This is a genomic window from Streptomyces sp. NPDC107538 (assembly GCF_055657445.1).
Map to the genome: position 1 here is coordinate 159,573 of NZ_JBVKAY010000004.1, position 24,904 is coordinate 184,476.

General features: G+C 72.7%; 21 protein-coding genes. 13 read left to right on the forward strand and 8 right to left on the reverse strand.

The features are described from left to right. Nucleotides 1-12 precede the first annotated feature (12 nt). Nucleotides 13-1,518 (forward strand): MFS transporter, encoded by a 1,506-nt coding sequence (locus tag ACZ7MG_RS15195; protein WP_471380373.1) that lies wholly within the window; start codon nt 13-15, stop codon nt 1,516-1,518. A gap of 334 nt (nt 1,519-1,852) precedes the next feature. Then, a complete protein-coding gene (locus ACZ7MG_RS15200) occupies nt 1,853-2,560 on the forward strand; it encodes a class I SAM-dependent methyltransferase (protein ID WP_471380371.1) in 708 nt (235 codons plus the stop codon). Between the two features lie 40 nt (nt 2,561-2,600). Here the strand turns inward: ACZ7MG_RS15200 and ACZ7MG_RS15205 are convergent, their stop codons facing one another. Beyond that, entirely contained in the window at nt 2,601-4,745 is a 2,145-nt protein-coding gene (locus ACZ7MG_RS15205) for a restriction endonuclease (protein WP_471380370.1), read from the reverse strand. A 682-nt stretch (nt 4,746-5,427) separates the two neighbouring features. Here ACZ7MG_RS15205 and ACZ7MG_RS15210 point away from each other — a divergent pair. The 4 genes from ACZ7MG_RS15210 to ACZ7MG_RS15225 all read left to right on the forward strand — a co-directional run bounded on the left by ACZ7MG_RS15210 (nt 5,428) and on the right by ACZ7MG_RS15225 (nt 9,017). After that, nucleotides 5,428-6,378: an N-acetylmuramoyl-L-alanine amidase gene (locus tag ACZ7MG_RS15210; protein ID WP_471380369.1), complete on the forward strand. Its 951-nt coding sequence runs from the start codon at nt 5,428-5,430 to the stop codon at nt 6,376-6,378. Between the two features lie 351 nt (nt 6,379-6,729). Continuing rightward, nucleotides 6,730-7,563, forward strand: coding sequence for a hypothetical protein (locus tag ACZ7MG_RS15215; RefSeq protein ID WP_471380367.1), 834 nt, complete (start codon nt 6,730-6,732; stop codon nt 7,561-7,563). A gap of 112 nt (nt 7,564-7,675) precedes the next feature. Further along, the gene (locus tag ACZ7MG_RS15220; protein ID WP_471380366.1) at nt 7,676-8,686 is read left to right on the forward strand and encodes an LLM class F420-dependent oxidoreductase; all 1,011 of its coding nucleotides are present in this window, start codon (nt 7,676-7,678) and stop codon (nt 8,684-8,686) included. Nucleotides 8,687-8,729: 43 nt separating this feature from the next. After that, nucleotides 8,730-9,017 (forward strand): hypothetical protein, encoded by a 288-nt coding sequence (locus tag ACZ7MG_RS15225; RefSeq protein WP_326583192.1) that lies wholly within the window; start codon nt 8,730-8,732, stop codon nt 9,015-9,017. A gap of 116 nt (nt 9,018-9,133) precedes the next feature. Here the strand turns inward: ACZ7MG_RS15225 and ACZ7MG_RS15230 are convergent, their stop codons facing one another. The 3 genes from ACZ7MG_RS15230 to ACZ7MG_RS15240 are packed head-to-tail and all read right to left on the reverse strand — an operon-like array spanning nt 9,134 to nt 12,344. Further along, nucleotides 9,134-10,201 (reverse strand): prenyltransferase/squalene oxidase repeat-containing protein, encoded by a 1,068-nt coding sequence (locus ACZ7MG_RS15230; protein ID WP_471380365.1) that lies wholly within the window; start codon nt 10,199-10,201, stop codon nt 9,134-9,136. Continuing rightward, on the reverse strand, nt 10,198-10,968 hold the full coding sequence (locus tag ACZ7MG_RS15235) for a class I SAM-dependent methyltransferase (protein ID WP_471380364.1): 771 nt from the start codon (nt 10,966-10,968) through the stop codon (nt 10,198-10,200). Before ACZ7MG_RS15235 ends, ACZ7MG_RS15230 begins: the two co-directional genes overlap by 4 nt. Then, nucleotides 10,962-12,344 (reverse strand): glycosyltransferase family 4 protein, encoded by a 1,383-nt coding sequence (locus ACZ7MG_RS15240; RefSeq protein WP_471380362.1) that lies wholly within the window; start codon nt 12,342-12,344, stop codon nt 10,962-10,964. The genes ACZ7MG_RS15235 and ACZ7MG_RS15240 overlap by 7 nt, the downstream gene beginning before the upstream one ends. Nucleotides 12,345-12,573: 229 nt before the next feature. Here ACZ7MG_RS15240 and ACZ7MG_RS15245 point away from each other — a divergent pair, with 229 nt between their 5' ends. Beyond that, on the forward strand, nt 12,574-13,245 hold the full coding sequence (locus ACZ7MG_RS15245) for a TetR family transcriptional regulator (RefSeq protein ID WP_471380361.1): 672 nt from the start codon (nt 12,574-12,576) through the stop codon (nt 13,243-13,245). Nucleotides 13,246-13,535: 290 nt separating this feature from the next. Here ACZ7MG_RS15245 and ACZ7MG_RS15250 read toward each other — a convergent pair whose 3' ends face one another. The 3 genes from ACZ7MG_RS15250 to ACZ7MG_RS15260 all read right to left on the reverse strand — a co-directional run bounded on the left by ACZ7MG_RS15250 (nt 13,536) and on the right by ACZ7MG_RS15260 (nt 16,236). Beyond that, complete coding sequence (locus ACZ7MG_RS15250; RefSeq protein WP_471380570.1) at nt 13,536-14,438, reverse strand: tetratricopeptide repeat protein; 903 nt, start codon at nt 14,436-14,438, stop codon at nt 13,536-13,538. 74 nt (nt 14,439-14,512) lie between these two features. Beyond that, complete coding sequence (locus ACZ7MG_RS15255; protein ID WP_471380359.1) at nt 14,513-14,746, reverse strand: ferredoxin; 234 nt, start codon at nt 14,744-14,746, stop codon at nt 14,513-14,515. A gap of 2 nt (nt 14,747-14,748) precedes the next feature. Next, on the reverse strand, nt 14,749-16,236 hold the full coding sequence (locus ACZ7MG_RS15260; RefSeq protein ID WP_471380358.1) for an aldehyde dehydrogenase: 1,488 nt from the start codon (nt 16,234-16,236) through the stop codon (nt 14,749-14,751). A gap of 163 nt (nt 16,237-16,399) precedes the next feature. Here ACZ7MG_RS15260 and ACZ7MG_RS15265 point away from each other — a divergent pair, with 163 nt between their 5' ends. After that, the gene (locus tag ACZ7MG_RS15265; protein WP_471380356.1) at nt 16,400-17,464 is read left to right on the forward strand and encodes an MBL fold metallo-hydrolase; all 1,065 of its coding nucleotides are present in this window, start codon (nt 16,400-16,402) and stop codon (nt 17,462-17,464) included. Nucleotides 17,465-17,476: 12 nt separating this feature from the next. On the opposite strand, the gene ACZ7MG_RS15270 is transcribed toward ACZ7MG_RS15265, so the two are convergent. Then, a complete protein-coding gene (locus tag ACZ7MG_RS15270; protein WP_471380355.1) occupies nt 17,477-18,352 on the reverse strand; it encodes a phosphotransferase in 876 nt (291 codons plus the stop codon). A 263-nt stretch (nt 18,353-18,615) separates the two neighbouring features. Here ACZ7MG_RS15270 and ACZ7MG_RS15275 point away from each other — a divergent pair, with 263 nt between their 5' ends. The 5 genes from ACZ7MG_RS15275 (at nt 18,616) to ACZ7MG_RS15295 (ending at nt 24,882) form a co-directional block, all read left to right on the forward strand. Beyond that, nucleotides 18,616-19,932 carry a prenyltransferase/squalene oxidase repeat-containing protein gene (locus ACZ7MG_RS15275; protein WP_471380354.1) on the forward strand — a complete coding sequence of 439 codons (1,317 nt, stop codon included), beginning with the start codon at nt 18,616-18,618 and terminating at the stop codon, nt 19,930-19,932. A 68-nt stretch (nt 19,933-20,000) separates the two neighbouring features. Then, on the forward strand, nt 20,001-20,669 hold the full coding sequence (locus tag ACZ7MG_RS15280) for an SCO2322 family protein (RefSeq protein WP_471380353.1): 669 nt from the start codon (nt 20,001-20,003) through the stop codon (nt 20,667-20,669). Between the two features lie 270 nt (nt 20,670-20,939). Continuing rightward, nucleotides 20,940-22,079, forward strand: coding sequence for an energy-coupling factor transporter transmembrane component T (locus ACZ7MG_RS15285; RefSeq protein WP_471380351.1), 1,140 nt, complete (start codon nt 20,940-20,942; stop codon nt 22,077-22,079). Next, complete coding sequence (locus tag ACZ7MG_RS15290; RefSeq protein ID WP_471380349.1) at nt 22,076-23,986, forward strand: ABC transporter ATP-binding protein; 1,911 nt, start codon at nt 22,076-22,078, stop codon at nt 23,984-23,986. The genes ACZ7MG_RS15285 and ACZ7MG_RS15290 overlap by 4 nt, the downstream gene beginning before the upstream one ends. Then, entirely contained in the window at nt 23,983-24,882 is a 900-nt protein-coding gene (locus tag ACZ7MG_RS15295; protein WP_471380348.1) for an ECF transporter S component, read from the forward strand. Before ACZ7MG_RS15290 ends, ACZ7MG_RS15295 begins: the two co-directional genes overlap by 4 nt. Nucleotides 24,883-24,904 lie beyond the last annotated feature (22 nt).

Consider the following 24,904-nt stretch of genomic DNA (forward strand, 5'->3'; position numbering starts at 1 on the left):
AGGCCCCGCTCCATGACACGACCGCAGACACCGCCGACTCACGACAGGCCGACCACGCGGGCCTCCGGCGGGATCGTCCCGGTGCTGGCCTTCGCGGGAATCGTGGTCGCGGTGATGCAGACCCTGCTGGTCCCGGTGATCAAGGACCTTCCGCAGCTGCTGGGCACCTCGCCCAGCAACGCGACCTGGGTCCTGACCTCCACCCTCCTCTCCGGTGCCGTGGCCACTCCGATCATGGGCCGCCTCGGCGACCTCTTCGGCAAGCGCCGCATGCTGCTCGCCAGCCTGGCCGTGATGGTGGTCGGCGCGCTGATCAGCGCTTTCACCAGCGCGCTCGTGCCGATGATCGTCGGCCGTACACTCCAGGGCTTCGCCATGGGCGCGATCCCACTGGGCATCGGCCTGATGCGCGACGAACTCCCCCGTGAGCGCCTCGGCTCCGCCATGGCCCTGATGAGCTCGTCCATCGGCGTCGGCGGCGGACTCGCGCTGCCGCTCGCCGCGGCGGTCGCGCAGAACACCGACTGGCACGTTCTCTTCTTCGGCGCCGCCGGTCTCGGTGTCCTCTCCATCGTGCTGACCCTCGTCGCCGTACCGGAGACGAAGACCCGCGCGGAGGGCACTTTCGACTACCTCGGCGCGCTCGGCCTCTCCGTCGGCCTCGTCCTCTTCCTGCTGCCGATCACCAAGGGCGGCGACTGGGGCTGGACCTCCGCGACCACGCTCGGCCTGTTCGGCGCGTCGGCCGCGGTGCTGCTGCTCTGGGGCGTTCTGGAGCTGCGTATCGCCGCGCCGCTGGTGGATCTGCGCACCACCGCCCGCCGTGAGGTCCTTCTCACCAACCTCGCCTCGATCATGGTCGGCGTCTCCTTCTACGTGGTCTCCCTCGTCCTGCCGCAGCTGCTCCAGCTGCCGACCTCCACCGGTTACGGCCTCGGGCAGTCGATGGTCGTCGCGGGGCTGTGTGTGGCGCCGCTGGGGCTGACGATGATGTTCACCGCGCCGGTCTACGCCCGGATCTCCGCCAAGTACGGGCCCAAGAGCACGCTCATTCTGGGCATGCTGATCATCGGGATCGGGTACGGCGCGGGGCTCGGGCTGATGAGTGCGGCGTGGCAGACCGTGGTGGTGTCGGTGGTGCTGGGGGCGGGGATCGGGCTCGCGTACTCGTCGCTGCCGGCGCTGATCATCGGGGCCGTCGATCCGTCCGAGACGGGGGCGGCGAATGGGCTCAACACGCTTATGCGGTCGGTGGGTACGTCTGTGTCCAGTGCGGTGATCGGGGTGGTGCTGGCCAATACGGCGGATCATGTCGGGGGTGTGGTGGTGCCGACGATGCACGGGTTTCGGGTCTCGTTTCTCATCGCGGCGGGGGCGGTTGCGGTCGGGGTTGTTCTGGCGGTGTTTCTGCCGGGGCGGCGGGGCTCGGGGACGTTGCTTGCGAGTAGCAGTGAGGGTGGGGGGATCAGTGAGGGGGGCGTGGTGTCCGGGGAGGACCGGGCCGCCGTCGTCCGTTAGGTCTCGCCCCCGCCGCCCCTACCCGTCCCATCCCCCAGGGGCTGCGCCCCTTCGACCCGCTTTCGCGCTCCGCGCGGGGTGGGTGGGTATGCGCGGGTTCGGTGGGGGCTGGTCGCGCAGTTCCCCGCGCCCCTGAAAAGCAGGGGCTGCGCCCCGTGCTTTTCAGGCCCGCGAGGGCCTGGTCAGGGCCTGGTCTTTTAGGGGCGCGGGGAACTGCGCGAGGAGCCCCACCGGGCCCGCACCCGGCAGTCGGCCCGATCCCCCGCTCTGCCCACCGGTCGGCGCGTGGCAGCATGGGGCGCCCCCAGGGACGTACGACTACACGGAGGAACCCATGGCCGCCGCGGCACCGCATCCCACGCCCAAGCCCGAGGTGCTCGGCGCGTTTGAGGCGGCCAAGGGGTTCATGCCGACCGGGGAAGGGCTGGCTCTGTACGCGGCGGCGGTGGAGGCGGGGCGGCTGGGGCTGCCGTTGCTGGAGGTGGGGACGTACTGCGGGCGGTCGACGATCCTGTTGGCGGACGCCGCCCGGGAGGCGGGCGTCGTGGCGGTCACCGTCGACCATCACCGGGGCAGCGAGGAGCAGCAGCCGGGCTGGGAGTACCACGACGCGTCCACCGTCGACCCCGAGGTGGGCCGGATGGACACGCTCCCCACCTTCCGCCGGACCCTCCACAAGGCGGGCCTGGAGGAGCACGTCGTCGCGGTCGTGGGCCGGTCGCCGCAGGTCGCCGCGTTCTGGGGCACCCCGCTCGGCCTCGTCTTCATCGACGGCGGCCACACCGACGAGCACGCCACCGCCGACTACGAGGGCTGGGCCCCGCATGTCGCGCCGGGCGGCCTCCTCGTCATCCACGACGTCTTCCCCGACCCCGAGGACGAGTTCACCGGGCAGGCCCCGTACCGCGTCTATCTGCGTGCCCTCGCCTCCGGCGCCTTCACGGAGGTCTCGGCGACGGACTCCCTGCGGGTGCTGCGGCGGACGGACGGCGGCGGCGGCACGGCCACCCGCGGCACGGGCACCGGCGGCACGGGCGTCTGACCCGCTCCGCCCGCGCCCCCTCCCGCCCCCTACTTCCAGGTCACGCCACTTCTATGCCGTGGTCCTGGACCAGTTCCTCCAGGCCACCCCGGTATCCCTTGCCGCCGATGACGAAGTCCCAGTCGCCGTTGGAGCGGCGGCGGAAGGAGCCGAGGGTGAGGGCCGTTTCGCCGGTGCGGCCGTCGGAGACGTCCAGGCGGCCCTGTTCGGCGCGGGACGGGTCGAGGAGGCGGATGCCGGCGTCGGTGAAGCCGGAGAGGTCGGCGTCGGGGTTCACGGCCGGGTCGATCGCGGCGACCAGGACGAGACGGTCGGCCTCCGCGGGCAGTGTGTCGAAGGAGACCTGGATCGCGGCCTTGTCGGGTGCGGTCGGCGGGACGGCGCGGACCGCGCCGTCGGGGGTGCCGGCGTTGTTGTAGAAGACGAAGTGGTCGTCGCTGAGGACCCGGTTGCCGTGGCAGACGAGCGCGCAGACGTCCAGGGCGACGCCGCCGGTCCAGTACATGCCGAGCACGCTGTAGTCGTCAGGGGGAGGGGTGGGAGTAGGGGCCGAGGTGTCCGGTGCGGTCCGCTGGGCGGGCATCACGACCGTGGGGGCGGTCGAGGACACGGGAGCGGGCGCGGGAGCGGCGGGCTCGCCCGTCCCCAGGCGGCCCCGCAGGCCGTGCCGGTGGAGGAGGTCGACGAGTTCGCGGCCCGAGATCAGTTCCAGCGGTTTGCCGTTGGCGAAGGTGTGGGAGCCGGGGCCGAACTTGGACGTCGTCACGAGGACGCCCTTGTTGGCGCCGGCGTCCTGGACCGTGCCGTAGAGGTCGCGGACGGCGGTCGGCGGGACGGTGTTGCGGTAGCGCTTGACCTGGACGACGATCTTGCCGCCCCGGATGGGGGTCGGGTCCAGGGCGTCCACGTCGACCCCGCCGTCGCCCGAGCGCTGGGTGGTGACCGCCTGCATGCCCATGGCCCGGAAGAGTTCCGCGACCAGTGCTTCGAAGGCCAGGGGGTCCATGGCGAGCAGGTCGGGCTCGTCCTCGCCGCCGTGGGTGACGACGCCGTTGCCGACGTCGTCGGGCCGGCGGCCGGGTCGCACGGGGGTGCGCTGGTCGGGGCGGGCGGACAACTGGCCCCGCAGACCGTCGGTCAGGCAGTCGACGGCGCTCACCTGCTCCAGGTGCAGGCCGGCGAAGACCGACCGGGGCACCTGGACGGTCGTCAGGACGATCTGGGTGCGGCGGCCGGTCGCCGGGTCGTGGTCGTCCACGAAGCCGTTCAGGACGACCGACTCCAGCGCGCCGAACTCGTCGGCGGCGAACAGGTCGTGGAGGACGAGAAGGGTGCACTGCGCGAGGACGTCGCGGTAGAGGGACCGGCGCTGGGTGACCGGGCGCGGGCGCTCCTTGTCCTGGTCGACGCTCGGCATGTAGACGACGCTCTTCGCCTCGGGGACGACGTCGTATCTGGGCAGCTCCCAGTCCAGGACCAGTTGGCGGGCGGCCGAGTCGTAGGCGGCGGAGACGCCTCGGGGGAAGCCGTCGGGCCAGGCGGGCGAGGCGTAGAGGGCGGCGGAGAAGTAGTCGACGGCGGCCTCCGGGTCGCCGTCGCGCAGTGCGGTGGCCATCCGCGCGAGCCCGGCGTTGTGCCGGCGGATCTCCGCCCGCTGCCCTTCGGCCCACTGCTCGTACTGCCGCTGGTACTGGGCCAGTTGCTGCTGCCGCTGGGCCTCGGCGGCCTGGGCGGCGTGCCAGTCGTGCTCGAAGCGGGCGCGTGCCTCGGCCTGCGCCTGGGCGCGCCGCTGGGCGGACCAACCGCCCTGTGCCTGGTAGTGGTTGTGGTGGGGGTCCGGCATGGGGACGGGGTGGGCGAGCGGGCCCGGAGAGAAGGGTTCCAGGTTCTCGGGGCGGGTGAGGGACGCGGCGCGGAACGCGGGGGCGCGGCAGCCGGTCACCAACAGCCCTTCCAGGGCGAGGACTTGGGCGTCCAGTTCGTCGCTGCGGCGGCGGGCCTCCGCCTCGCGCTGCTGGCGGTACGTCGCCTGCTGCTCGCGCTGGCTGCGGGCCACCTCCCGCTGGTACGCGCGCTGTTGTCGCTCGTACTCGCGCTGCTGGCGGGCCCGCTCCTCCGACTGACGCTGCTGTTGGCGTTGTGCCTCGGCCCAGATGCCGGCCAACCCGTTGGAGCGACGACTCATGCGCTACAGGCCCTCCCACCGGGGCCCCATCGACCGCGCGGCGATGCCCCGCCCCACAACCAGACGTAACCGAACGACTTTATCTCGCGACGGCGTGTACGCCTACCGCGTCGCTGCGCGGGCTTGGCCTGGGGGTGTGCTGGGGCGTGACGGTGCCCCCCGTGCTCGGCCCGCGCCGGGTGACCTCCCGGTCCGGTCCGGCCCGGGAGGGGGCGTCGGTTTCCGGCCGCGGGCCCGGTGGGGCTTCTCGCGCAGTTCCCCGCGCCCCTGAAAAGCAGGGGCTACGCCCCATGCTTTTCACCCCACCACGCCGGCACCCCACCACCCGGCCACCCCGGCGCCCCGCAGCCCCGCAGCCCCGCAGCCTTTCAGACTTGCAGCCCCGCCGCTTTCCAAGCCCGCGGCCCCGCCGCCCCGTGGGTCTTTCAGGCCCGCAGGGCCTGGTCTGTTAGGGGCGCGAGGAACTGCGCGAGAACCCCCACCGAACCCGCACCCGACAAGCACCACGCCCCCACCCCGGCCCACCACCTTCCAGACCCGCAACCCCGTCGCCATCCAGGCCCGCAGGGCCTGGCCTTTCAGGGGCGCGGGGAACTGCGCGAGAACCCCCACCGGACCCGCACCCGACAACCGCCACGGCCCCGACCCGGCCCACCCCGCCCCGCCCCGTAAGGTGGCAGGCGTGTCGTATGTAGGTCCGGACTTCGATCCGCCCCAGCCCCGTCGTTCCGTTCTTCGCCGTCCGGCGGTCGTGGCGGTGGCCGCGGTCGTGGTGGGGGCGGTGGCCGGGTGGGGGGTCTGGCAGGCCGTCGGGGACTCCGGCGGCGGGCCGACCGACGCGGCGGGCCCGCAGACCCGGTCGGCGAGCACGCCCTCGGCGACGGGCGAGCAGCCGACCGCCACCGGCGACGGGAAGAAGACCGAACCCTCAGGGGGCGCCTCCGCGCCCTCCGCCACCGGCCCCCTCAAGGGCAAGGTCGTCGTGATCGACCCCGGCCACAATCCCGGTAACTTCCAGCACACCACCGAGATCAACCGCAAGGTGGACATCGGGACGAACGCGAAGGAGTGCGACACGACGGGGACGACCACCAACGACGGTTACCTGGAAGCCGAGTTCACGCTCGACGTCGCCCGGCGGATGCGGACACTCCTCGAACAGCAGGGCGCCACCGTGAAGTTCACGCAGGACGACGACCGCGACTGGGGCCCGTGCATCGACGAGCGGGCACGGATCGGCAACGAGGCGAAGGCGGACGCGGTGGTGTCGATCCACGCGGACGGCTCCGGCGCCGGCAACCGCGGCTTCCACGTCATCCTGCCGGGCTCGGTGCGCGAGGGCGCCGCCGACACCCGGCCCATCGTCGCCCCCTCCCGCGACCTCGGCGAGCGCATCGCCGGCTACTTCGTCCGCGCCACCGGCAGCGCCCCCTCCAACTACGTCGGCGGAGGCACCGGCATCGTCACCCGCACCGACCTCGGCGGCCTCAACCTCTCCACCGTTCCCAAGGTGTTCATCGAGTGCGGCAACATGCGCGACAGCAAGGACGCGGCCCAGCTCACCAGCGGAGCGTGGCGCCAGAAAGCGGCCCGGGGAATCTCGGACGGCATCACGAGCTTCCTCGAAAATTGAACAACTCTCCCTTTACGGAATGCGTGCGGCGGTCTCAATCTGTCAACAGTTCCCGCCGCGTTCATCGTGTGCGCCGGGATACGCGATATCCATGACGGGGCGCCGCTGACCAGCGGTACCTGGCGGAACAGGAAGCACGCGGGGGAACCTCTGAGGGAATCGTGAGTTTTCTGCGCGGGTAGCGGGCGGGTCGTGATCATCGCGATGATCCCGGCGGACACCCACGTCGGTCGGGCGATAAGGTCGTCCCTACGATGAGGGGCCACCCCCGCGCTTCCCACCACGGCCTGACGGCGACATGGTGACGGCGACGCCTCCACCGATGACGAGACGACTGACGAAGGACCTGAAGTGAATATCCGCTCCCTCACCAGAGGCGACGGCGTCGTGATCGGAGCAGCGGTATTGCTGTTCATCGCGTCGTTCCTCGACACGTTCGACGGCTCCGGCGACGACATCCCCAATGCCTGGGACAACCTCGGCTTGGTGATGAGCGTGTACGTCAGCGGCATCATCGGGGCGGTGTTGATCGTCATCGCCCGCGCGCTGCCGCAGCCGCCCAAGGTCGTCGGCCTCGACCTGGGCCAGCTCGGGGTGGCCCTGACGATCTTCACCGCGTGGACCGCGTTCTGGTCGATCATCGACCCGTTCGGCGCGATGGAGGAATTTCTCGGCTCCTTCGGCGGCCAGGAGCCCGACTCCGGCGCCGGTCTCATCCTCGGTCTGATCGCGGCCCTGCTGCTGGCCGCCGCCGCCATCGCCACCCCCCTCGTCCCCGCCCTCAAGGCCGCCCTCGTCGGCGCCCCGCGGCCGGCCGCGCCGCAGCCGTACGGGGCCCAGCCGCCCGGTGGTTACGGGTACCCGGGCGCCGGTGCGCCGGGTCCGTTCGGTGCGGGGCAGCCGCAGCCCGGTCAGCCGGGTCCGGGGGCGCCGTTCGCTGGGGCTCCGCAACAGCAGCAGGCGCCCGCGCCGCAGCCGCCGGCCGGTGACTTCTCGCCGTTCTGGTTCGCGGTGCCGGTGGCCCGCCCGCTGTTCGCGGAGGACGGTTCGCAGTCGGCGATCGCCGAGCTGGCCCCGGGTACCTGGTACCTGGCGGTCGAGCAGCGCGGCCCCAGCCTGGTCGCCCAGACGCAGGACGGCCGCCGTGGCGTGCTGCAGGACACCAGCGGCATCCAGCGCGGCTGATCCACCACACGCTCAAGGTCGTACGACGGCCCCTCGCCCTTCCGGGTGGGGGGCCGTTGTCGTACGCTCGCCTCCCGCCCGAACAGCTGACGCACCGTCAGGAGGCAGGCGTATGCGGCTCGGTCTGGCACTCGGTTACTGGGGGCGCGGCCCCTCGGCGGACCATGTCCCGCTGGCGCAGGAGGCGGAGCGGCTCGGCTACGACTCGGTGTGGACCGCCGAGTCCTGGGGCTCGGACGCCTTCACGCCGCTCACCTGGATCGCGGCGCGGACCTCAAGGATCAAGCTGGGTACGGCGGTTGCGCAGATGGCCGCCCGCTCCCCCACGACGACCGCGATGCACGCCCTCACCCTGGACCATCTCTCCGGCGGACGCGTCCTGCTCGGGCTCGGGCTCTCCGGGCCGCAGGTCGTCGAGGGCTGGTACGGGCGCCCGTTCCCGAGGTCGCCGCTGACCGCGACCAGGGAGTACGTCGACGTCGTACGCCAAGTCCTCAGGCGCGAGGCCCCGGTCGAGCTGGACGGCCGCTTCCACCCCCTCCCCTACGACGGGCCGGACGGCACCGGCATCGGCAAGGCGCTGAAGTCCATCACGCACCCCCTGCGCCCCGGCCTTCCCGTCCTGCTCGGTGCCGAGGGGCCGAAGAACATCGCGCAGACGGCCCGGATCGCGGACGGCTGGCTGCCGTTGTACTGGTCGCCGACCCGGGCCGAGGTGTACGAGGCCTCGCTGACCGGGATGCCCGAGGGGTTCCTCGTCGCACCCATGGCCCGTGCGAAGGTCTGCGACGACGTCGCCGAGGGGCTGCTGCCCGTGAAGGCCATGCTCGGCTTCTACATCGGCGGGATGGGGCACGCCAAGCGCAACTTCCACGCCGATCTCATGGCCCGGATGGGGTACGAGGAGGAGGCCCGGCACATCCAGCGGCTCTTCCTCGACGGGCGTCGCGAGGAGGCCGTACTGGCCGTGCCGGACGCCTTCGCCGACGAGATCTCGCTGGTCGGCCCGCGCGAACGGATCGCGGAACGGCTGGAGTTGTGGCGGAAGGGACCGGTGACGGATCTGTTGGTGCTGGCGCCCGATCCGCACACGCTGCGGGTGCTGGCGGAGCTCAACTCCTAGGCGGGCGAGGTTTCATCGGGGGCCGACGGGCAACCCGTGACGTATGTCTCGATATAGCGGCTCCAACCAGGCCGGCCGGGTCATAGCGATCGTCGCCGACATCATGGCCTTCATCCTCGGCCTGTGGATCCTGATGTACCTGCTGGACGCCAACGGCACGAACGACTTCGTGCAGTTCGTCCATGACGCGGCCCGCTGGCTCGCCGGCTGGTCGCACGACCTGTTCACCTTCGACGAGCAGTGGGCGCGGGTGGTGGCCGGGTACGGCCTGGCGGCCGTCGTCTATCTGTTCGTGGGGCACGCCATCGCCAACCGGATGCACCGCCACTGAGCGACCACGGGTGCGTGGAGTCTGAACAGCAGGGGGCGCAGCCCCTGCTGTTCAGGGGCGCGGGGAACTGCGCGACCAGCCCCCACGCACCCGCAGCCGACGACGCACCCCCCGGCTCAACAGCACTCCGCATCCAGCCCGCGCGGCAACCGCTCCCCGCCGAAGACCGCGCAGGTCGCCTCGTCGCCTCCCAGCGCGGCCACGGCCAGCAGCAGTGACCCCGCGGTCCAGGACGTGAGTTCCTCGGGCCAGATGGCGCCGTCCTCGAAGACGTACCCCGTCCAGTACAGGCCGGAGTCGGCGTCGCGGAGGTGCTGGATGGACTGGAGGATGTCCAGGGCGCGGTCGGACTCGCCCATCGCCCAGAGGGCCAGGGCGAGTTCGGCGGACTCACCGCCGGTCACCCATGGGTTGGGCACGACGCAGCGGACGCCGTAGCCGGGCACCACGAAACGGTCCCAGCTCTCCTTTATACGGGACTTGGCCTCGCCGCCGGTGAGCGCGCCGCCGAGCACGGGGTAGTACCAGTCCATCGAGTAGCGGTCCTTGTCGAGGAACCGCTCGGGGTGCCGCCGTATCGCGTGCCGGAGGGCACCGACCGCCAACTCCCAGTCGGGCTGCGGCTCCTCGCGCTGCTCGGCGATCGCGAGCGCGCAGCGCAGCGCGTGGTGGATGGACGAACTCCCGGTCAGGAGCGCGTCGTTCACCGCCGTGCCGTCGTCCTCGCGCTTCCAGCCGATCTGCCCGCCGGGCTGCTGGAGCCGCAGGACGCACTCGATCGCCGCGTACACGGCGGGCCACATCCGGTCGAGGAAGGTGTCGTCGCCGGTGGCCAGGTAGTGGTGCCAGACCCCGACGGCGATGTAGGCGACGAAGTTGGTCTCGCGGCCCCGGTCGGTGATGTCGTCGGCGTCCCCGTCGGCGTACGCGGCGTACCAGGAGCCGTCCTCGTTCTGGTGCCGGCGCAGCCACTCGTAGGCGCGCTCGGCGGCCTCGTGCTCACCGGCGGCGTCCAGGGCCATGGCGGCCTCGGTGTGGTCCCACGGGTCGAGGTGGTGCCCGCGGAACCACGGGATGGCACCGTCCGCGCGCTGCACCGCGAGGATGCCCCGCACGGTGGCGGCGGCCTCCTCGGCGGTGAGGACCCCGGGCAGGACCAGGTGTTCTGTCCGGGGCGTGGTCACTTGGCGGCCGCCCCGGCCTGGGTCCCGGCCTCGGCTTCCCCGGCGATCCGGGGAAGGTGCGGCTTGGTCGCGTAGGCCACGAAGCTCTTGCCGATCAGCGGGTTCAGCGCCTCCTCGGCGACCCGGGTGGCCAGCGGCTTCTTCATGATGTCCCAGACCAGCAGCTTGTGGTACGCCCGCACCGGCAGCGCCTTGTCGTTGTCGACGCCGAACGCGCACTTCAGCCACCAGTACGGCGAGTGCAGGGCGTGCGCGTGGTGGGTGCCGTACGGCTTGAGGCCCGCCTCGCGGATCCTGGCCAGCAGTTCGTCGGCCTTGTAGATGCGGATGTGGCCGCCCTCGACCTCGTGGTAGGCGTCGGAGAGCGCCCAGCAGACCTTCTCGGGGCCGTAGCGCGGGACGGTGATGGCTATCCGGCCGCCGGGCTTCAGCACCCGGACCATCTCGGCGAGGACGCCCTTGTCGTCGGGGATGTGCTCCATCACCTCGGAGATGATGACGACGTCGAAGGACTCGTCGGGGAAGGGCAGCGCGAGGGCGTCGCCCTCCATGGCCGTGGCGGTGGCGCCCTCGGGGGCCTCACCGGCCTCCTTCATGGCGGCGAACCACTTGGCGACCTCGCGGATCTCCTCGCCGTTCTGGTCGAGGGCCACGACCTGGGCGCCGCGCCGGTAGCACTCGAAGGCGTGCCGGCCCGCTCCACAGCCGAGATCCAGGACCCGGTCCCCCGGGGCGAGCGGGAACCTGGAGAAATCGACGGTCAGCACGTGGCCCTGCTTTCGACATAGTTGCTGGTGGAGGCCGCAGAGGTAGGTATCGAGGTGCCGGCGCGGGCGACGGCCTCGCGGTAGTGGGCGACCGTGCCCTCGGCGGCGCGGGCCCAGGTGAACCGCTGGAGCACCCGCTCGCGTCCCGCGCGGCCGAGCCGCCGCCGCAGCTCCGGGTCGCCGAGGAGCCGGGTGAGCGCGGCGGCCAGGGCGCCCGGGTCGCCCGGGGGCACCGCGAGGCAGGTCTCGCCGTCGGGTCCGGCGACCTCCGGGACGGCCCCGCCGGTGGTGGCGACCAGCGGTGTCCCGGTGGCCATGGCCTCGGCGGCGGGCAGCGAGAAGCCCTCGTACAGCGAGGGGACGCAGGCGGCCTCGGCCGAGCGGACCAGGTCGACCAGTTCGGCGTCGGAGATGCCCTTGACGAACTCGACGGCGCCTTCGAGGCCGTACCGCTCGATCGCGTGGGCGACCGGGCCCTCGGTGGGCCGTTTGCCGACGACGACGAGGTGGGCGGCGGGGTGTTCGGCGCGCACCTTGGCGAGCGCCTCGACGAGGTAGACGAGCCCCTTGAGGGGGACGTCCGCGCTGGAGGTGGTGACGATCCGGCCGGGCACCCGGGCCACGGCCGGATTCGGCGAGAAGAGGTCGGTGTCGGCGCCTATGTGGACGACGTGCATCCGGTCGTCGTGTACGCCGAGGTGGTCGACGATCTCCTGGCGGGAGGTGGAGGAGACGGTGAGCACGGACGGCAGCCGGCGCGCGACCCGCCCCTGCATCCGGGTGAAGGCGTACCAGCGGCGCACGGACATCCGCCGCTGCCACCCCTCGGCCGCGTCCAGCTCCAACTGCCGGTCGACGGTGATGGGGTGGTGGATGGTGGTGACGAGCGGGGCACCCACATCGCCCAACAGGCCGTAGCCGAGCGTCTGGTTGTCGTGGACGACGTCGAACTCGCCGCGCCGGGCGCGGAGATGGCGGCGGGCGCGCAGCGAGAAGGTCAGCGGTTCGGGGAACCCGCCGGTCCACATCGTCGCCACTTCGAGGGCGTCGATCCAGTCGCGGTACTCGCCGCGCTTCGGGGTGCGGAAGGGGTCGGGCTGCCGGTAGAGGTCGAGGCTGGGCAGTTCGGTGAGGGATATCCGGCCCGGGCCGTCCTCGGGCACGGCGTCGTCGTCGAGGACGGGGTACGGCTGGGAGCCGATCACCTCGACGCGGTGGCCGAGGCGGGCCAGCTCGCGCGAGAGGTGCCGTACGTAGACGCCCTGGCCCCCGCAGAACGGGTTCCCTTTATAGGTGAGGAGCGCGATGGTGAGCGGTCGCCCGCCGTCCGCGGCGAGGTCACGTCGGGACCCCGCCTGACTGGCCTCAGCGGTCACTCCTGGCCCCCTTCTCACTGCGATTTCCCGTGAGATTACGACGAGACGGTAATCTAGAACAAGTTTCAGAGTTGATCGTTCAAGAGGCTCTGAATCTACCGGCTGGTAGAACCGCTGTGAGTGGTGGATCAGGTGATTCACGCCACGGCAGACGCCCTGGCACTTGCCCTGGCATGCTATTTGATCGCATACCCTCACCGACCGTCACGACTGTCACGGAACGAGACCCATGCCTGCGGAAGCCAAGGTGGAGACCAAGCCGGCGGCCAAGGCGGATACCGGCACCGCGCGACCGGACTCCCCGCCCCTCACGGAGCGGCAGGAGGCCCGCCGGCGCCGGATCCTGCACGCGAGCGCCCAGTTGGCCAGCCGCGGCGGTTTCGACGCCGTGCAGATGCGCGAGGTGGCCGAGTCCTCCCAGGTGGCCCTGGGGACGCTCTACCGCTACTTCCCCTCCAAGATCCATCTGCTGGTCGCCACCATGCAGGCCCAGCTGGAGCACATGCACGGCACGCTCCGCAAGAAGCCCCCGTCGGGCGAGACGGCCGCCGAGCGCGTCGCCGAGACCCTGATGCGCGCCTTCCGCGCGCTGCAGCGCGAGCCGCATCTCGCCGACGCCATGGTCCGCGCCCTCACCTTCGCCGACCGCAGCGTCAGCCCCGAGGTCGACCAGGTCTCCCATCAGACCACCGCGATCATCCTCGACGCGATGGGGCTGGAGAACCCCACCGCGGAGCAGCTCTCGGCGGTCCGCGTCATCGAGCACACCTGGCACTCGGCGCTGATCACCTGGCTCTCCGGCCGTGCCTCGATCGCCCAGGTGAAGATCGACATCGAGACCGTGTGCCGTCTGATCGACCTGACGGCGCCGGATCGACGAAAGCCCGAGCCACAGCAGTAGGGCACACGACGAAAGCCGGACCCACGGAAGCAGGGCACACGAAAGGACCTACGAGACGGGTTTCCTGCTCCGGGTACCGCTCGACCGGGGCAGGTGCCGAGGGTTACCGTCCGGCCCTGTCCTGCGACCTTCCGGCCTCTCAGCCCGACCGTCGACGTCGGCACCGGCGACAAACAACCTCTCGCCGCTGTCGGCTACTCCGGTCGACTCCCTCACTCGTCTCGTAGGCCGCTTTCCACGATAGAACACTCATACGGGAACACAACCCCCCAAAGCGGATTTTTTACCCTCTAGTCCATGATCTCCAGGCCGCTCCAGAGCCGGCCGATCGCCTTCTCCGCCGCCCATTGGTCGAGGAGTGCGCGGGCCTCGTCCTCCGGGGCCGCCAGGGAGACGCGCTGGGCGCCGGTGCGAGGGGTGTGGGGTTCCTTGTGGAGGGTGCCCTCGCTGCAGCAGGCGCAGTGCGTGGTGACGCCGCTCGCGGGCTCCGCGCCGAAGTCGTGGTCGGCGAAGAGGGCGAGCAGGGCCTCCAGGTCGGCGGGCTCGCCGGCCGTGACGGTCACCTGGAGCGTGGGCAGGTCGGAGGGTTCGAAGAGGAGGAGTTCGTCGAAGACGGGGAAGGTCGTGCCGTCGAGGACGCGTTCGCCGTTGGGCTGCCCGTCGTGCAGGACGATCTCGCCGTAGCGGCGGCCACCGGTCACGGGGACGTTCATCACGCGTCCGCGCGTCGGGCAGAGCCGCTCGATCCACACCACCTCGCGCGCGCCGCCGGTGTCGAGGCGCACGCAGGCATGTCCGAGGCGAGCGCGGATCTCGCCGTCACCCGCGCCCTTGCCGCCACCGTCGCCGTCGCGGTCGCCTTCGGGCAGTCGGACGCCGAAGCCGGCCCAGGCGTCGCGGGCCACGGTCCAGTCGCGGCGGATCGTGGCGGCGATGCCGAGGTTCCAGAACGCGGGGTCGCCCTCGCCGCGCGGTGCCCGGGCGGCGGCCTGGACGCCCAGTTCGTACGCCTTGTCCCAGTCGCGCAGGAACTTGTGGGCGAGCGCGGCGTCGTACCACCACTCCGCGCTCGCCTTCTCGTCCGGGAAGTGGGCGAGCACCCGCTCGTACAGGCCGGCGGCGCGCTGCCACTCCTCCGCGTCCCAGGCCGCGTACGCCTGCTCGATCAGCTCCCTGGCCTCGGACTTCCGCACGCCCACCCACTCCACATACCGGTCGTTCATGATCGCCCACGATCGCTCGTGCGCCGACGGGAGAGCGTAGGGCCCTAGTCCTCCGGCGGGAACACCGGCTCCCCGCTCCCGAGGAGGGCGATGGAGATCGCCTCCACCGGGCAGCCCTCGGCGGCCTTCAGGATGCGTTCGCCCGCGTCGGGGTCGGGGTCTACGGGGTGGGACTGCATGGCGGAGTCGAGGCGGAAGGCGTCCGGGGCGAGATGGGTGCACTGGGCCGAGCCGATGCAGAGGGCGCGGTCGACCTCCACGTGCCAGTGGTCGCCCATGGCTAGGCCTCCCCTGCCTCCCCGGCGGCGGCCGGGGGCTCGTATCCGGCCGGGAGGTGGATCATCTTGTGCTCCAGGTATTCGCCGTAGCCCTCGGGGCCGAACTCGCGTCCCAGGCCGGAGTTCTTGTAGCCGCCGAACGGGCCGAGCATGTCGAGGCTGAAGGTGTTGACGGAGTAGGTGCCGGTGCGGACCCGGCGGGCGATGTCGATGCCGCGTTCGTCGTCGGCGGTCCAGACGCTGCCGCTGAGGCCGTACTCGGAGTCGTTCGCGATGCGTACGGCCTCAGCCTCGTCGCCGTACGGGAGGAGGCAGATCACGGGGCCGAAGATCTCCTCGCGGGCGATGCGCATGGAGTTGTCGACGTCGCCGAAGAGGGTCGGTTCCACGTACCAGCCGCGCTCCAGACCGGCGGGGCGGCCGCCGCCGGTGAGGATCTTGGCGCCCTCCTCCTGGCCGATGCGGATGTAGTCGAGGCTGCGGCGCTGCTGGCGGGCGGCGACGAGGGGGCCGAGTTCGGTGGCCGGGTCGAGGGGGTCGCCGATCTTCAGCGCGGAGGCATAGGCCGCGAAGGCCTCGGCGAACTCGTCGTAGCGCGAGCGCGGGACGAGGATGCGGGTCTGGGCCACACACGCCTGGCCGTTGATCATCCAGGCGAAGGGGGCGATGCCGGCCACGGCGGTCCCCGCGTCCGCGTCCGGGAGGATCACGGCCGCCGACTTACCGCCCAACTCCAGGGTGACGCGCGTGAGATGGCGGGCGGCGACCTCCATGACCCGCTTGCCCGCGGCGACCGAGCCGGTGAAGGAGACCTTGTCGACGCCCGGGTGGCCGACCAGGTACTCGCTGACCTCGCGGTCGGCGGGAAGGATGGAGAGCACCCCCTCGGGCAGCCCGGCCTCGGCGGCGATCTCCGCCAACAGGTAGGCGTCCAGGGGGGTTTCGGGCGACACCTTCAGGACGGCCGGGCAGCCGGCGAGGAGCGCGGGGGCGAGTTTGGCGGCGGCGGTGAACTGCGGGACGTTCCAGGGGACGACCGCCGCGACCACCCCGACCGGCTCGCGCCGCACCAGGATCTTGCCCAGGACACCGTCCCGCCGCTCCTCGTACGTGAATCCGCGGGCCGTCGTGATCGCCGCGTCCCACACCATCATCGAGGCGAGCGCCTGCACCATCACGCTGGAGGTGAACGGGGTGCCGTTCTCGGAGCTGATGATCCGGGCGAACTCCTCGTACCGCAGGGCGAAGGCGTCCTTGATCCGGGCGACGACCTCGACCCGCTCGTCGAGGGTCATACGCGGCCAGGGGCCGTGGTCGAAGGCGTGACGGGCGGCGGCCACGGCCCGGTCGACGTCCGCGCGCGAGGCGTGCGGGACGCGGCCGATGACCTCCTCCGAGTGCGGCGAGACCACCTCGATGACGTCCGTGCCCAAGGGGTCGGTCAACTCCCCGCCGATGAACAGCTGTCCGTGTTCCACGAGTTCGGTCATGGCCGCAGCCTCCCGGAGCCACTTCTCTGACATACCGTCAGTTCTGAATAGGGAACTGATACCAGTTCCAGAGGAAGGAGTCCATGTCGTCCGCCGGTTCGCGGGTACACCCGTCCTTCCGCGCCCCACTCCCGGTGAAACTCGTTCTAGTTATAGTGACTTCATGACACAGGTGACCGATCACGGCGGAGGCGTACGGTCCATCGAGGTCCCCATCCCGGACAACCCGCTCGGCCACACCCTCGTGTACGTCGTCGACACCGACCGCGGCCCGGTCCTCGTCGACACCGGCTGGGACGACCCGGCGTCGTGGGACACGCTCGCGGCGGGGCTGACGGCGTGCGGTACGTCGGTCGCGGAGGTCCACGGGGTCGTGATCACCCACCATCACCCCGACCACCACGGCCTGTCGGGGGCGGTGCGGGAGGCGTCCGGGGCGTGGATCGCGATGCACGCGGCGGACACGGCGATCGTCCGGCGGACGCGGGGGACGGGCCCGGACCGCTGGTACTCCTACATGACGGACAAGCTCACGGCGGCGGGCGCCCCCGAGGAGCACCTCGCGCCGCTGCGCGCACCGCGCCGCCCGCGCGCCCTGCCCGGGTTCTCCCCCGCGCTCCCCGACCGCGAGATCGTCCCCGGTGAACTCCTCGACCTCCCCGGCCGCCGCGCCCGCGCGATCTGGACGCCGGGCCACACACCGGGGCACGTCTGCCTCCACCTGGAGGAGGCGCACCCCGCCCAACTACCGGGCCACGGACGCCTGTTCTCCGGCGACCATCTTCTCCCCGAGATCAGCCCGCACATCGGCCTCTACGAGGACCCGGACGACGACACGGTCACCGATCCTCCCCCAGTCTCGGCTTCGCTCGACCGGGGGGACCCCCTTGGCGACTACCTCGACTCCCTCGAACGCGTCGGGCGTCTCGGCGCGGCGGAGATCCTCCCCGCCCACCAGTACGCGTTCACCGATTCCGCCGCGCGTGTACGGGAGTTGCTGGCCCACCACGAGGCCCGCCTCACCGGTCTGCTCGCCCTCCTCGCCACGCCCCTCACCCCCTGGCAACTGGCCGAACGCATGGAGTGGAACCGCCCCTGGCCCGACATCCCCTTCGCCTCCCGCAACATCGCGGTCTCCGAGGCGGAGGCACATCTGCGACGCCTGGTGAAGCTGGGGCGGGCGGAGGGAGTGGTGGGGAGTGATCCGGTGAGGTATGTGGCGGTGTAGGTCCGCATGCCGTCAGGCCGCCGTCCCCGGATCCGCGAGTCGGCGGATCAACTCCTCAGCACTGCCCATCAGTTCGACTTCGCGCGGGGTCATCGTCGGGTTGGCCGCCCGGCGTCGTCTCGCCTCGGTGAGGCCCTCTTCCGTCAGGGCGGAGGGGCCTTCGGGCTGGTGGGCGAGGAGGGAGACGAGGGTGGCGTGGGCCAAGGCCGCGCGGAAGTCGGCCGTGTCGACGGCGACTTGGGCGAGGATCATCGCGGACATGCCCCAGTCCAGACCGGGCGGCCCCTCCTCCGCGTTGCTCCAGTCGATGACCTGGGGGCCGTGGGGCGTGACGATGACGTTCTCGGGGTGCAGGTCCAGGTGGAGCACTCGGGAGGTGAGGCCTACGGGTGCGCCGGGCGGGGTGGGCGGAGGGGGCGCGGCGGGCGCGTGCCCTCGGGGCGGCAAGGCGTGCAGGGTGTGCAGGAGATGGGCCAGGAGGGCGCCCACCCGGGCCGGGTCGAGCAGGCCGGCCGCGAAGGCCTCCAGCATGGTCGGGCCGGACAGCCGCTCCAGCACCATCTCCGTACGCGTCGCCGAACGCACGCGGGGGACCGGGTAGCCGTGCCCCCGTACGTACTCCATGACCTCGGCCTCGGCGACCGCGTCACCCCAGCCGTCCCGATGGCGCCGCAGCACCCAGGCGCCGACGGGATCGCCGGGTCCGACAGGCCGGCCGGGTCCGGTTTGTCTGTCGGCTGCGTCACGGTCGGCGGGAGCGGAGAGGGCATCGGCGTCGGAGGGTGCGGGGAGGTCGGCGGGACCGTGCGGGGTGGACTCCGTTTCGGTGGCGTGGAGTTCGTACACGTCGGCCGTGCGGCCGGAGCCGAGGAGTCTTCCCAAGCGCATGGCCCGAACCTATCCCGGCGCACAGACGCCCCTCAGGCTTTTCCTACTGACAGGTAGAGTGACCGGGTCGTCATCACACCCGTACGGGGCGAAGCCGGTGCAATTCCGGCGCTGACCCGCAACCGTGAGCCGGCCTCCACGAGAGGGCGGCGAGTCGGACCGCCCGTACGGGATCGCACGGCACCGTCGAGGAATACGGAGCCGAGCCGCCCGGCGCTTCGCCGTGCGTCCGGCTCCCCGTCAGGGAGAGGCAGCCGCCGATCATGAATGTCCGCCGCAGCGCCGCGGTCGTCGCCGTACTGGCCGTCACAGCCGGGCTCGGCACGGGACTCGGTGCCGGGTTCACGCCGGTCGCCCTCACTCCGGTCGCCTTCGCCGCCTCCGCCGCCGCTCCCTCCCCCTCGGCGTCGCAGGCGATCCCCACCGGTCTGTACGGCTCCAACGACCCCACCTACGACGGCGTGTGGCGGCAGTCCCTCGCGCTGCTCGCGCTGGACACCATGGAGGAGAAGCCCGGGGCCGGGGCCGTGGAGTGGCTCGTCGGGCAGCAGTGCGACGACGGGGCGTTCGCGGCGTACCGGGCCGACGCCTCGGCCGAGTGCGACGCGAAGACGGCCGTCGACACCAACAGCACGGCCGCCGCGGCGCAGGCGCTCGTCGCGGTCGGCGGGCGGGACGCCGAGGCCGGGCGGGCGGTGCGCTGGCTGAAGCAGCACCAGAACCAGGACGGCGGCTGGGGCTACACCGCCGGCAGCCCCAGCGACGCGAACTCGACCTCCGTCGTCATCGGCGCGCTGGCCGCCGTGGGCGACGCCCCCGAGCGGCAGCGGAAGGACGGCAACTCCCCCTACGACGCCCTCCGCGCCCTCGCCGTCCCCTGCGGCGACGAGAAGGAGAAGAGCGGGGATGAGGGCGGGGGGTTCGCCTATCAGCCCGACAAGAAGGGCGGGCTCGTGGCGAACGCCGATGCCACGGCCGCCGCCGTGCTCGGCGTCCTGGGTGAGGGTTTCGTGGCCGAGGCGGGCGACGGGAACGGCGAGGGTGACGCCGGGAAGTGCGTCGCGGGTGACTCTCCGGCGGAGTTGGCCCACAACGGTGCCGTCCACCTGGCCGGTGCCCTCACCGCCGACGGGTATCTGAAGTCCGCCCTCGCGGGTGCGGAGGACCAGCCCGACCACGGCAACACCGCCGACGCGGTCGTCGCGCTCGTCGCCGCCGGGGACGCGGATACGGACGCGACCGGGAAGGCGCTCGCCTGGCTGGAGAAGAACCACGGCGTCTGGGCGGCCAAGGCCGGGCCCGCCGCGTACGCCCAGCTCCTCTTCGCCGTGCACGCCACCGGCGCCAGCCCGCGCGACTTCGGCGGCACCGACCTCGTGGCCCGGCTGAAGGACACCGGTCCGGCGCGCGATGTGGACGACTACCCGTCCGTGACTGTCGACGACGAGACGTACTACGACAACGGGGTCGGGTACGACACGTGGTGGAAGATCGGGCTCGGGGGCGTCGTCGCCGTGGTCGGCGCGGTCGTCGCCGGGTTCGTGCTGGTGAGGGCCCGCCGGAAGCGGCGGGAAGGGTGACCGGCGGGCGGAGCGGCGCCAAGTCGCGGTCGCAGTCACGGGCGCGGGCGCGGGCGCGTGGGGTTGTTGTGCTCCTGCTGAGCGGTGTCCTGCTCGCGCTGGGGCTGGGGGGCGTGGGGCAGGGGGAGGCGTATGCCGCCGCGTACCGCTACTGGTCGTTCTGGGAGCGGGACGGTTCGGAGTGGGCGTACGCCACGCAGGGGCCGTCGACCGCGCGGCCGGCCGACGGGGAGGTGCAGGGGTTCCGGTTCGCGGTCAGCCGGGACTCCGGGGACGCGGTACGGCCGCGCGGGGCCGCCGACTTCGCCGCGATCTGCGGGGGCACGGGTGCGCGGGGCGGGGAGAAGCGGGTCGCGCTGGTCATCGACTTCGGTACGGCGGCGGACGCGCCGGCCGGGGAGACGCCTCCGGCGGCGCGTACGGCGTGTGCGCGGGTGCCGGACGACGCGACCTCGGCCGAGGCGTTGGCCTCGGTCGCGAAGCCGCTGCGGTACGACACGAACGCGTTGCTCTGCGCGATCGCCGGGTATCCGAGGGCGGGGTGCGGGGAGGCGGTCGGCTCGGCGGAGGGGACGGACTCCGGCCCCGGCACCGCGAGTTCGCCGCCCGCCGCCTCCGCCTCCGCTTCCGCTTCCCGCGAGGGGGAAGGTCCAGCCGTCGGGCTGTACGTGGGGGTCGGAGTGGTCGCCCTGCTGGGGGCCGCGGCGGTGTGGCAGGCGCGGCGGCGTCGGGGGTAGGGGGCGATGCGGTGGTTCACAACGCGCCCCGAGCCAGGGCCGGCCGACGGCGAGTCCCGCGACTCGGCGGTCCGAGGCACCCTCGCGCCCACCCGTGCCGCCCCAGCGGCACGACTGCCCGCGACTGAATCGGGATCGGGAGAAGTACCCGCCCCGGCGGCTCGACAGCCGACGACGGGCACGACGGGCACGGCAGGCACGGCCCAAGCGGCAGGCGTGGCCCAAGCGGCGGTGTGGCGGGGTCGGGGTCGGGTGGGGCGGGGTGGTGGGGTGCATCCGCTCGCGTGGTGGTTGTGGGCGCTCGGGCTGGGGACCGCCGCGTCGCGGGTGACCAATCCTCTGCTCCTCGGGCTGCTGATCGCGGTCGCCGGGTTCGTCGTGGCGACGCATCGGAGTGACGCGCCCTGGGCACGGTCGTACGCCGCGTTCGTGAAGCTGGGGTTGGTGGTGCTGGTGGTACGGCTGGGGTTCGCGGTCGTGCTGGGGTCGCCGATCCCGGGGACGCACACCCTGTTCACGCTGCCCGAAGTACCGCTGCCCGACTGGTCGCAGGGGATCCGGCTCGGTGGCCGGGTCACGGCCGAGGGGTTCCTGTTCGCGTTGTACGACGGGCTGCGGCTGGCCACCCTGCTGATCTGTGTCGGCGCCGCGAACGCCCTCGCGAACCCGGCGCGGCTGCTCAAGTCCCTCCCCGGCGCCCTGTACGAGGCGGGCGTCGCGGTTGTCGTGGCGATGACGTTCGCACCGCATCTGGTCGCGGACGTCCGGCGGTTGCGGGCCGCGCGGCGGCTGCGCGGCCGGCCGGACCGGGGCGTACGGGGGCTGCTGCAGGTCGGACTGCCGGTGCTGGAGGGCGCGTTGGAGCGTTCGGTCGCGCTCGCCGCCGCGATGGACGCGCGCGGCTACGGCCGTACCGCCGAGGTCCCGGCCCCCGTCCGCCGTACGACCGCCGCGCTCACCCTCGGCGGGCTGCTCGGCGTCTGCGCGGGAACGTACGGGGTGTTGACCGCCGAGGGCGGCACGTACGGTCTGCCCGTGCTGCTCACCGGGCTGGCCGCCGCGCTCGCCGGCCTGCGGCTGGGCGGCCGGCGCTCGCCGCGCACCCGGTACCGGCCGGATGTGTGGGGCGTGCGCGGGTGGCTGGTGGCCGGGTCCGGTGTCGCCGTCGCCGCGCTGCTGATCGTCAGCGCCGCGTACGACCCCGCCGCCCTGCACCCCACCATCGTCCCCCTCACCTCCCCGGAGCTTCCCCTCCTCCCCGCCGCCGCGATCCTGCTGGGCCTCCTCCCGGCGTTCGCCGTCCCGGCCCCGCAGAGGCGGGGCACCGCCTCACCAACGGCCACCTCAGGCACCGGTCCGCCGAGGCCGGCTCCGGACGCCGCCGCCCCGTCGACGAAGGAACGCGCATGATCCGCTTCGAGGATGTCTCCGTGACGTACGACGGAGTGGACGAACCCACTGTCCAGGGCGTGGACTTCGAGGTACCGGAGGGCGAACTCGTGCTGCTCGTGGGGCCGTCGGGGGTCGGCAAGTCGACGGTGCTGGGCGCGGTGAGCGGACTCGTGCCGCACTTCACCGGCGGCACCCTGCGCGGCCGGGTCACGGTGGCCGGCCGGGACACCCGTACCCACCGACCGCGTGAACTCGCCGATGTCGTGGGCACGGTAGGACAGGACCCGCTGTCGCACTTCGTGACGGACACCGTCGAGGACGAACTCGCCTACGGGATGGAGTCGTTGGGGCTCGCCCCGGACGTGATGCGGCGCCGGGTGGAGGAGACGCTCGACCTGCTGGGCCTCGCGGACCTGCGCGACCGGCCCCTCGCCACGCTGTCCGGCGGCCAGCGACAGCGCGTCGCGATCGGGTCCGTCCTCACTCCGCACCCGCGCGTCCTCGTGCTCGACGAGCCGACCTCCGCGCTGGACCCGGCCGCCGCCGAGGAGGTGCTGGCCGTGCTCCAGCGGCTCGTCCACGACCTCGGCACGACCGTCCTCATGGCCGAACACCGCCTCGAACGCGTCGTCCAGTACGCCGACCGGGTCGCCCTGCTCCCGGCCCCCGGCGCCCGGCCGGTCCTGGGCACCCCGGCCGAGATGATGGCGGTCTCCCCGGTGTACCCGCCCGTGGTGGACCTGGGCCGGGCGGCCGGCTGGTCCCCCCTCCCCCTGACCGTCCGGGACGCCCGCCGCCTGGCGGGCCCCCTACGGGAACGCCTCGCGACCCAGGTCCCGACCCTGGCCCCGCAGGGGCGTGGGGCTGTCACCTGTGCGGCTCCGCCGCGTGGGCGCGAGCAACCACGAACCACCCGCACCCCGCGCACGACGGAACCCCCCGAACTCTTCCCGGCTCCGGTGCCGACTCCGACTCCGGCTCCGACTCCGGCTCCTGCTCCGGCTCCGGCTCCGAAGCCCTCGCTCCTCCGCCACCTCCGTCACCTCCGCCGCAAACCGACCACCCCCACCTGCTCTGACGCTCCGTCAACTTCCTTCACTCCGGCGGTGGTCGAGGCCCTGTCCGTCCGCCACGGCCAAGTCCACGCCCTCACCCACGTCACCCTCACCGTCACCCCCGGCGAGACGATCGCCGTGATGGGCCGCAACGGCGCCGGCAAGTCCACGCTCCTCTCCGCGCTGGTCGGCCTGGTGGCACCGGCGGCCGGTGCGGTGCGGGTGGGCGGGCTGGTCCCCCATCGGACGGCGCCCCGGGACCTCGTACGCCGGGTGGGGCTCGTACCGCAGGAGCCCCGTGACCTGCTGTACACGGACACGGTCGCGGCGGAGTGCGCGGCGGCCGACCGGGACGCGGGGGCGGAGCCGGGTACGTGCCGGGCGCTCGTGTCCGGGCTGCTGCCCGGGATCGGGGACGACGCGCACCCCCGTGACCTGTCGGAGGGGCAGCGGCTGGCCCTCGCGCTCGCGGTGGTCCTCACGGCCCGCCCGCCGCTGCTCCTCCTCGACGAGCCGACCCGGGGTCTCGACTACGCGGCGAAGGCGCGGCTGGTCGGGACGTTGCGGGATCTCGCCGCCGACGGCCACGCCATCGTTCTGGCCACCCATGACGTCGAACTGGCCGCCGAGCTGGCCCACCGCGTCGTGATCCTCGCCGACGGCGAGATCGTCGCCGACGGCCCCACCCCCGAGATCGTCATCGGCACCCCGTCCTTCGCCCCCCAGACCACCAAGATCCTCGCCCCTCAGAAATGGCTGACCCCGTCCCAGGTACGCCACGCCCTGCGGGCAGCCGAGCGGGAGGGTCACGGCGCAGCCGGGCGGGAAGAGCAGCGAGGCGCAGCCGGGCCGGAAGGCCGGCGGCCATGAGCGACCCCTCCTCCACCAACCCCTCCCCCACCGGCGCCTCCCCCACCGACCCCCTCGCCCCCGTTCGCCGCCCTCCCGCGCCCGCGCGGCGCCGTCCCGTCCCCCTCTCCCCCCGTACCGTCGCCGCCCTGCTCCTCGTCAGTCTCGTCGGGGTCGCGGGCTTCGGGTGGCCGTTCGTCGCGGATCCGGGGGCGGTGGTGACGGCGCACGCGCAGGACGCGCCGTGGCTGTTCGCGGGGCTGCTCGTGCTGCTGGTCGGGGTGGTCGGGGCGACGCTCTCCGAGGCCGGGCTCGGGGCGAAGGCGGTGGCGATGCTCGGGGTGCTCGCGGCGACCGGCGCGGCACTGCGCCCCATCGGGGCCGGCACCGCCGGTATCGAGCCGATGTTCTTCCTGATGGTGCTCAGCGGCCGCGTCCTCGGCCCCGGCTTCGGCTTCACCCTCGGCGCGGTGACGATGTTCTCGTCCGCGCTGCTCACCGGCGGTGTGGGGCCGTGGATGCCGTTCCAGATGCTGTCGATGGGCTGGTTCGCGATGGGCGCCGGCCTGCTGCCGGGCGCCCACCGCCTGCGCGGCCGCCCCGAACTCGCCCTGCTCGCCGCCTACGGCTTCGCCGCCGCCTTCGCGTACGGCACGGTCATGAACCTCTACGGCTGGCCCTTCATCGACACCCTCGCCTCGAACATCGCCTTCGACCCGGCGGCCGACCCCGCCACGAACCTCGCCCGTTTCGTCGCGTACTGCCTGGCCACCTCCCTCGGCTGGGACCTGGGCCGCGCGGTCGTCACCGTCGTCCTGACCCTCACCCTCGGCACCCCGGTCCTGAAGGCCCTGCGCCGGGCCACCCGCAGGGCCGCCTTCGAGACCCCGGTCACCTTCACCCCGCCCACCCGGTGACCGCTGCGCGCACCGCCCCGCA

Coding starts and splice junctions, on each gene's coding strand:
- ACZ7MG_RS15195 (WP_471380373.1), top strand. CDS start 13: ATGACACGACCGCAGACACCGCCGACTCACGACAGGCCGACCACGCGG.
- ACZ7MG_RS15200 (WP_471380371.1), top strand. CDS start 1,853: ATGGCCGCCGCGGCACCGCATCCCACGCCCAAGCCCGAGGTGCTCGGC.
- ACZ7MG_RS15205 (WP_471380370.1), bottom strand. CDS start 4,745: ATGAGTCGTCGCTCCAACGGGTTGGCCGGCATCTGGGCCGAGGCACAA.
- ACZ7MG_RS15220 (WP_471380366.1), top strand. CDS start 7,676: ATGCGGCTCGGTCTGGCACTCGGTTACTGGGGGCGCGGCCCCTCGGCG.
- ACZ7MG_RS15225 (WP_326583192.1), top strand. CDS start 8,730: ATGTCTCGATATAGCGGCTCCAACCAGGCCGGCCGGGTCATAGCGATC.
- ACZ7MG_RS15245 (WP_471380361.1), top strand. CDS start 12,574: ATGCCTGCGGAAGCCAAGGTGGAGACCAAGCCGGCGGCCAAGGCGGAT.
- ACZ7MG_RS15255 (WP_471380359.1), bottom strand. CDS start 14,746: ATGGGCGACCACTGGCACGTGGAGGTCGACCGCGCCCTCTGCATCGGC.
- ACZ7MG_RS15260 (WP_471380358.1), bottom strand. CDS start 16,236: ATGACCGAACTCGTGGAACACGGACAGCTGTTCATCGGCGGGGAGTTG.
- ACZ7MG_RS15265 (WP_471380356.1), top strand. CDS start 16,400: ATGACACAGGTGACCGATCACGGCGGAGGCGTACGGTCCATCGAGGTC.
- ACZ7MG_RS15270 (WP_471380355.1), bottom strand. CDS start 18,352: ATGCGCTTGGGAAGACTCCTCGGCTCCGGCCGCACGGCCGACGTGTAC.
- ACZ7MG_RS15275 (WP_471380354.1), top strand. CDS start 18,616: ATGAATGTCCGCCGCAGCGCCGCGGTCGTCGCCGTACTGGCCGTCACA.
- ACZ7MG_RS15290 (WP_471380349.1), top strand. CDS start 22,076: ATGATCCGCTTCGAGGATGTCTCCGTGACGTACGACGGAGTGGACGAA.
- ACZ7MG_RS15295 (WP_471380348.1), top strand. CDS start 23,983: ATGAGCGACCCCTCCTCCACCAACCCCTCCCCCACCGGCGCCTCCCCC.